The following is an 8,595-nucleotide window of genomic DNA, read 5'->3' as shown; positions in this document are numbered from 1 at the left end:
AATTTATGAACCGAAGTCAGGCAATTCAGGAAGTAGTAAAAGATAAATTGCAAAGATTAAAGAAAGTAAGATTGGCTGAAGCTTGTTCCAAACTTGATGCATCATTTGAAAAGATGATTGCTGAAGAAGGGATTTTTGAGGATTTAACTGAATGTCCAGAATATTAAGTGAACGGGCAGGGTTAAGTCCAGTTTTGATTTTGAGCCATGATATTTTTAATGAAAATCAGGTACTGTAATAGCTGTGGCACTTACAAGCCAGCCTCAGCGAGCTGGATATCAGTTGACGCTGGAGTTGAAAAGTGGTGAATTGCCTAAACGCTCATGGGTAAAATAAGCCAGATTAGGGCTTTGTCAGTAGAACAAATTGGTAAAAAAATTGGTAAAGCAACAGATAAAGAGCTAGAGTTAGTTATTGAAGGACTTAACGAAATAATTGGAGCATAAAACACCACCATTGAAATCAAACTATGCATACTATATTAACAATGTTGTAAGTTACAATTTTAAAATTGAGTTAAGATATTAGATGACTAAATCGTTCTTTTATTACCAATTAAGATTATTTTTATAGGATTTTATCTGTTCTAATTTTTCATCAGTAATAAAATATTCTTGACTTATTATACCCTTAAAATATCTATCAAATGTTGAAGAGTTAGAAACTTACGACATTTAAGATAGATGAAAACACCATGGAGACTTTTAATTGATTTTGACAATTATTCTATAAAAAGAGTCAATTCAACTAATTATCATTTTTTTTACATTTTTATGAAAATTATATTACATTTATTATCTAGATATCTGAACATGAATCAAATATTTATAGATAAATGGCAGGATAAAATTGAAAATATAGATTATGCTATACAACCTATTGTTTCTACTATCTCAGGTAAACTTTTTGGTATTGAGGTGCTAATAAGAGGTGTTGAAAATATAGGTTTCAACTCTATAAACGATTTTTTTGATAGTGCTTTCAAGGATAAGGTTCTTGTACCACTTGAAAACGCATTAAGAAGAAAAGTTGTAGAAAAAGTATCAAAAATAAAAAACTATAAAAATATTATAGTTTTTTACAATTATGACCACAGAATTATGGAAATGCCTGATTATAGATATGGCTTTACAGAAGAAATATTAGAAGAATACAATATTTTACCAAGCAATTGGTGTTTGGAGTTAAATGAAGGGATAAATCATGAATTTACTTCCATATATAATAAAGTTCTTTTAAGGGCAAAAGCTTCAGGTTTTAAATTGGCAATAGATGACTTTGGCACAGGATTTTCTAATTTTGAACTTCTATATCATTCTGAAGCTGATTTTCTTAAATTAGATAAATTTTTGATAAGAGATATTCACAAAGATAATAAAAAGTTATTTCTTGTGTCAGCTATAAAAGATATAGCAAGAGCTTTAGGTGTTACTTTGATAGCAGAAGGGGTAGAGACTGAAGAGGAATACTATTGCCTTAAAAATTTAGATATAGACTTGATTCAAGGTTATTTTATTCAAAAGCCTACAATTGATCAATATTTAATAAAATTGCAATATGAACATATTGAAAAACTATATAATTTGGATAAAAGGAAGAGTACGAGTATTAGTTCTTTTATTAAGGATTCAATGTGCTTTATTTCACCTTTAAACAATAATAGTTCAATTGAAGATGTATTTGATAGATTTCAAAGTTCTGACTACAATTTTATCCCTATTGTTGATAAAAACTTTTTTCAAACGTGCATAATATACGAAAAAGATTTAAGGGAATATATTTACTCACCTTATGGTAGGGATTTACTTATTAGTAAAGTTCATAAAAAAACAATAAACGATTTTTTAAAAAGGATTCCAAAGGTAGATATTAGAACAAAAATTGATGATGTTCTTAAGTTAATTGTAAGTCATGGCTCTCAGGGTATTTTTATTACTGACGATAATCGATATATAGGTTTTTTGTCCAATACGGAAATAATAAAAATTATAAATTATATGAGAATGCAGGAAGCACTTGAAACTAATCCACTTTCAGGATTACCAGGGAATATTGCAATATCAAATAAAATAAAAGATGTTCTAATAGACGAAGAAAGAGTTAATTATTTTATTTATTTTGATTTCGATAATTTTAAGCCTTTTAATGATAAATTTGGATTCCGTATAGGGGATAGAGCAATAAAAAGTTTTGCTGAAATTTTAAAAAATACCAAACGTGAAGTAATGAACGATATTTTTATTGGACACATTGGTGGAGATGATTTTTTTGTGCTAATTAGCTTTGATGAATTTAAAACAAATTATGTTCTTTCAGTAGTTAATGAAATAATGAAAAAATTTAAAGAAATTAGCTCAAGTTTTTTCTCTTATGAAGAAATAGTAGAAGGTAATTATAAGTCTGTAGATCGTCAGGGCAATGTTAAATTTTTTCCTCTATTGGGTGTTAGTGCTGCAATACTGGAAGTACCATTTAAGAAAATAGAACTCAACGAGAATGTGTTATCAAAACATATTGCAGAACTTAAAAAAATAGCAAAATCATCTGAATCAAATATTTGTATTGCCACTATTTATAATATTGTAAATAAAATTGAAAATTTTATAGGGGTATCTAATGAAGAAAAAAACGTTTATCCTCGATACAAATGTACTGCTTCACTCTCCCGATTGTCTTGAAACGTTTCAGGATAACGATATTTTAATACCTGCTATCTGTATTGAAGAACTTGATAAATTTAAAAATTATTATGATTTAAAAGGTTTTTATGCAAGGGAGTTTATTAGAAACTTAGAAAAAATTAGAGGTGATGGTGATCTGATTTCAGGAATTAATATGCAGTCTGGTGGGAGACTTTATATTAGATACTTAAAAAATGATATTAAACTACCTATAGATTTTGAGAACAATAAAAGTGATAATATTATTTTAAAAATTGTTCTGGAAAGTATGAAAGAATTTGGTCAAAACGTTATTTTTGTAAGTAAAGATATAAACTTAAGAATAAAGGCAAATCTGTTAGGAATAAACTCAGAAGATTACTATCATCATAAAAGCAATACCAATTTAATGGCAAGTAATGATACTCTTTTTGTTGATGATTTTATATTAGATATTTTGTTTGAAAAAGGTTTTTTAGATGCAAATTACATATCAGAAATAATAAAAAAGAATTCTTATGTTTTTGATAATAGGTACTTTCTTTTAAAATCAAATAGTTATGATAAGAAAAGCACTTTAATAAAATATGATTGTAAAGAAAATGTTTATCGCAGGTTTGGTGTAACTGACTACCCAATAGGTGTTGTGCCTACAAATTACCAACAGAAGTTTTTTTTGGATGCATTGACTGATCCTGATATTAAAATAATTTTTGCAATAGGGATAGCAGGCACTGGTAAGACTTTATTATCAATATCTTCAGGACTTACACAGGTTTTGAATAAAAAGTATAAAAAGCTGATTATTAGTCGTTCTCCTGTGCCAATGGGTAGAGAATTAGGTTATTTACCGGGAGATTTACACAGTAAATTAGATCCGTGGCTAAAGCCAGTTTACGATAATATTGAATTTATATTATCAAATGTTGCCATTAAAGAAAGTATTGATGTTAAAAATAACATATCTGATACAGATTTAACATTGGAATATCTTAAAAGTAGTAACATCATTGAGGTAGAAGGACTTACATATATTAGGGGAAGGACGTTTCACAATTCATTTATAATAATCGATGAATCTCAAAATCTAACTCCTCACGAGGTAAAAACTATTATAACCAGAGTTGGCAAAAATTCTAAAATTGTCTTAACCGGAGATATTTATCAGATAGACAACCCATTTGTGGATGAGAAAGACAATGGTCTTGTGTATGCAAGCGAACGATTTAAAAATATAAATAGTAAAATGGCAATAACCATTACGATGACTAAATGTGAAAGAAGTGAGTTATCAAAACTGGCTGCAAGTATTCTTTAAAATTAAAAAGTTAAATACAAATAAGAAGGTGTTAAATGGTTAAAGCAGACTTACATGTTCATTCAAAATATTCTAAAAAACCTGAGGAGTGGTTTCTTAGAAAGATTGGAGCATCAGAATCTTATACAGAGCCGGAATTTCTATATAAAAAACTAAAAGAAAGAGGTATGGATTTTGTGACTATAACAGATCATAACACGATTAAAGGATGTTTGAAACTTAAAGAAAAATTTGAGAATGATACTTTTATATCGGTGGAAACTACGGCTTATTTTACTGAGGATGATTGTAAAATACATATACTTCTTTATGATATTACCGAAGATGATTTTGTTAATATTCAAAAAATAAGATACAACATTTATGAGTTGAGAGAGTATATCTTTGAAAAAAATATTGCCCATTCTGTTGCTCACCCATTGTATGCTGTAAATGATAAACTGACTATTGACCATGTTGAAAAACTTATTCTTATGTTTGATAATTTTGAGACTATAAATGGGTGTAGAGGTGAAATTTTCAATAATACGATTACAGATATCTTATTAAAAATAAATAAGGAAAAATTTGATAAACTTTTGAATAAACATGATTTAAATATTTCAAATTATTCATGGGAGAAAGGTTTTACTGGTGGTTCTGATGATCATTCAGGGCTTTTGATGGGAAAAGCTTGTACCTGCTCTGATTTTGCTAATGATAAAGAATCTTTTATAAATGAATTAAAAAATAGAAAAACTGTAGGATTAGGTAGTTCTGCCGATTTTTACACTCTTGCTTTTAATATATATAAGATTTCTTACGATCACTCTCAAAAAAGTCGTTTTATTCAGTTAACAGGTGGGGTTCTTGAAGATGTAATTTCAAATATTTCAGAGAAAAAAAAGGACTCTTTTTTAAAAAAGCTGAAACTTAAAAATTTAAAGAAAAAAAGTGCAATAAATATGAAGATTGTAGAACTTCTGGAAAATCTCAAAAAGATACCTGAGACTGAAATTGAGTATAAAATAAATTATACGTATCAAAAGGCTTCTGAACTAATAGATGAGTATTTAAAACTCCTTTTAAAAAAATTTACCAAAAAGGATACAAAAATTACTCTGGATTATGTTTATAAAACTTTTATGGGTTTTCTCCCTGGACTTTTCGTTAGTGTTCCTTTTTTTTCCTCACTCAAACAGTCATACAAAGATCATAAAATAGCCCTGCAATTGAAAAGGGATTTTTTAAATGAAAATGATAAGAACTATAAAAGAATTGCGTGGTTTACTGATACAATAAGTGATTTGAATGGAGTATCTGTTACACTAAAAAATATTGGGTTTAAGGCTCTGGAATATAACTTTCCAATTGCTATTTTTGGTTCAGTTGATGAGGATGCTCTCAAAAATATGCCGAAAAATTTTGTTAATTGTAAAAGTATATTAGATTTTAAATTGCCATATTATAAAACTCAAAAGCTTTATATCCCTTCTTTTATGGATATGATGTCTAAAGTATATAAATTTGGACCTGATGAAATTATAGTTTCTACACCTGGACCAATAGGTATTGTAGGGCTTATCCTTGGGAAGATAATGGGAATTAAAGTAACAGGTGTTTATCATACGGACTTCAAAAGTGAGGTATATGAGATTAAAAAAGATGACTCATTAGCTGAACTAGTTGATAAATATATAAACTATTTTTATAACAATTTTGACGAAATTAAAGTTCCTTCTGAAGAATATATTGATATTTTAAATAGCAGAGGGCTAAATAATCCGCGAATGACGATATTTAAGCGTGGAATCGATACAAATAAGTTTCTCCCTGGTAAACTAAATAAAATGGATTCTACAATAAATCTTTTATATACAGGCAGAATATCAAAAGATAAAAATATAGATTTTTTAATGGATATTTTTCATGTGATAAGGGAGAGATTTAAGAAATTGAAAATAAAGCTTTTTATTGTGGGTGATGGTCCATATTTAAACAAATTAAAAAAACGATGCAACGATAAAGATATTATTTTCACTGGAAGGGTTCGTGAGAAAGATATGCCTGAATACTATTTATTAGGCGATATATTTGTTTTTCCAAGTAATACAGATACATTTGGTATGTCAGTTTTAGAAGCCCAGGCAAGCGGACTTCCTGCAGTAGTTTCAAATATAGGGGGGCCAAAAGAAATAGTTGTAGATGGTTTGACTGGCTATGTGGCAAAAGCAAACGAATTGGATGACTGGGTAAATAAGATTTCAAATCTTATCGAGAAAATTTCAACGGATGATGATTTCATTTTTAATATGAGCTTTGAAGCTAAAAATAATATTAAAGAGAGGTTTGAGTGGAAAGTGGTGTTTGATGAACTTCTGTCATGGGGATGAATATGAAAATAGATGAATGGAAAGAGATTATTAATATCCTTTTTTTAAAAAAGATTCCTAAACAATTGATTATTCAGATGACAGATATATGTAATGCTAAATGTCCCCAGTGTGGCATGAATGTGTCTAATAAGTATGAAAGGCGCAAGCTTGGGATTGATAGCCTAAAGCTGATAATAGATAAAGCCACTGAGATTGGGGTAAAAGCACTATCAATTACAGGGGGTGAGCCACTTTTAATGAAAGATGAACTTTTCGAAGCTTTAGATTATGCATCTAAAAATGGCATTAAATATACAAGAACTGGGACAAATGGTTTTATTTTTATGAGCCATAAAAATCCTCATTTTAAAAAAAGTATTTCAAATCTTGCTGAATCAATAATAGAGTCTAAACTATATACTTTTTGGATAAGTATCGATAGCTGGGATTCTCAAAAGCATGAAAAAAATAGAGGTTTAAATGGAGTAATAGAAGGCATAGAAAAAGGGCTTAAGATTTTTGAAAATTATGGTTTGAGTCCATCTGTTAATCTGGGTATAAACAGACTTATTGAGTATACAGAGCCATACTATCTGTCTGATGGGTATTTTATTCCTGAGGCTTTCTATGAAAACTATTACAAAGGTTTATCTAAATTTTTTGATTTTGTTATCTCTCTTGGTTTTAAAATAGCAAATTTGTGCTATCCCATGAGTTTTGATGGCGCAGTGTATAAAGCGGAATCTTCTGAATATATAGTAAACTATTCTGATCAGGAAAAAAAGATACTTTACAAAGTGATATTTGATGTGGTTAGAAAATATAGAAATAAGATAAAAATATTTACCCCTCTTGTATCTATTAAAAACCTCATAAAAGAATACGAAAATAAAAAAAGTATGGGGTGTTTTGGAGGAGATTGTTTTTTCTTTGTGGATACGACAGGTAAGGTTTACCCATGTGGGTTTAAGGAGGAAAAATCCTTTGGGGATTTTCTCTATTTTGAAGATAATATAGCCTCAAAAAATGATTGTAAAGATTGTGATTGGGAATGCTTCAGGGATCCATCAGCTTTATTTAATCCATTGGTAAAATTGACAAATCCCTTATATTTGTTTAATAATATAAATACATATTATTACCTTTTAAAGGATATAACTTATTATGCTAAAAGCAGATTTTTTAGTATGCAAACAATTAATTAATTTTGTTAAATTATCTTTCTGATGCTTATTTTTCAAAAAGTCATCATATTTTTGTAAAAAAAATGTAAAGTTTTTTTAAATATTTCACTTTTTTCTTAAAATAGTATATCAGTTTCTCATGGAAATTTTAAAAATATCTACAGGGACTGCCCAGAGGAAGTCTCTTTTTATATTTGAAATTCTGGTAATATTTTTGTTCATGCCATTGTTTTTTAGCCTGTTTAAAAAAATTCCACCACTTTTTCTTATAATAATCGGAGGGTTTTATGCTCTCTGGTTGTTGAAAAAAGATGAAAACTTTGATAAGAGGAGCTTTTACAAACTTCCTGACTCAAAAAACGAGTACAAAAGAGTTTTGATTCAAGCGATATTTTTTAGTATTTTTCTTTATGTAATAGTTTCTTATTTTTTACCAGATAGAGCATTTTATTTCTTAAAAAAAGATTTTTCTCTATGGCTTAGTATCATAATGATATATGGTTTATTTGCCGTTTACCCTCAGGAGATACTTTATAGAGCTTTTATTTTCCACAGATATGGTAGCATTGTAAAAAATAGAATGATGCTCATCCATTTAAGTGCAATTCTTTTTGCTTTTGGCCATATACTTTACCTAAATCCTATAACATTAATTTTATCACTTTTTGGCGGTTATCTCTTTTCATATACTTATGCTAAAAGTGGTTCAATGGTTCTTGTCAGTATTGAGCATTTTTTATACGGATTTCTCCTTTATACTATTGGACTGGGTGAATATTTTTGTCAAAGTCAATTAAAATTCCCCACTTTATGGCCCTTAAAATTCCCCAGTTAAATTTAAGCTTCTTTTACTTCTTGTAAACTTTTAAAGGGAATGATTATTTAATTTGCTTTGTAAGCTCTTGAAGTATATTTAGGTATGATAAATAGTATTACCAAGAGGTGGAATATAGGTAAGGCAAAGATAGCAATCACCTTGGGTGGTGAACTTATTGAAGAAATATATTTATTGATTAAAGCACACAAATTTATGAACCGAAGTCAGGCAATTCAGGAAGTAGTAAAAGATAAATTGCAAA

At 28.6% G+C, this 8,595-nt stretch carries 5 protein-coding genes and 1 pseudogene; all 6 read left to right on the top strand.

The window, feature by feature from the left end:
• The first annotated feature begins 151 nt into the window (after window positions 1-151).
• The 6 genes and pseudogenes from ACTCAF_RS10090 (at window position 152) to ACTCAF_RS10065 (ending at window position 8,351) form a co-directional block, all read left to right on the top strand.
• Window positions 152-446 (top strand): annotated as a pseudogene (locus tag ACTCAF_RS10090) (type II toxin-antitoxin system PemK/MazF family toxin).
• Between the two features lie 327 nt (window positions 447-773).
• Window positions 774-2,678 carry an EAL domain-containing protein gene (locus tag ACTCAF_RS10085; protein WP_463063156.1) on the top strand — a complete coding sequence of 635 codons (1,905 nt, stop codon included), beginning with the start codon at window positions 774-776 and terminating at the stop codon, window positions 2,676-2,678.
• Entirely contained in the window at window positions 2,617-3,978 is a 1,362-nt protein-coding gene (locus tag ACTCAF_RS10080) for a PhoH family protein (RefSeq protein WP_463063155.1), read from the top strand. The genes ACTCAF_RS10085 and ACTCAF_RS10080 overlap by 62 nt, the downstream gene beginning before the upstream one ends.
• A 35-nt stretch (window positions 3,979-4,013) precedes the next feature.
• Window positions 4,014-6,350: a glycosyltransferase gene (locus ACTCAF_RS10075; RefSeq protein ID WP_463063154.1), complete on the top strand. Its 2,337-nt coding sequence runs from the start codon at window positions 4,014-4,016 to the stop codon at window positions 6,348-6,350.
• A 2-nt stretch (window positions 6,351-6,352) separates the two neighbouring features.
• Window positions 6,353-7,537 (top strand): radical SAM protein, encoded by a 1,185-nt coding sequence (locus ACTCAF_RS10070; RefSeq protein WP_463063153.1) that lies wholly within the window; start codon window positions 6,353-6,355, stop codon window positions 7,535-7,537.
• A gap of 118 nt (window positions 7,538-7,655) precedes the next feature.
• Window positions 7,656-8,351, top strand: coding sequence for a CPBP family glutamic-type intramembrane protease (locus ACTCAF_RS10065; protein ID WP_463063152.1), 696 nt, complete (start codon window positions 7,656-7,658; stop codon window positions 8,349-8,351).
• Window positions 8,352-8,595 lie beyond the last annotated feature (244 nt).

The organism is Deferrivibrio sp. (assembly GCF_055117995.1).
Note: the sequence above shows the minus strand (reverse complement) of the source record. Positions and strands in the feature narration are given on the sequence as shown.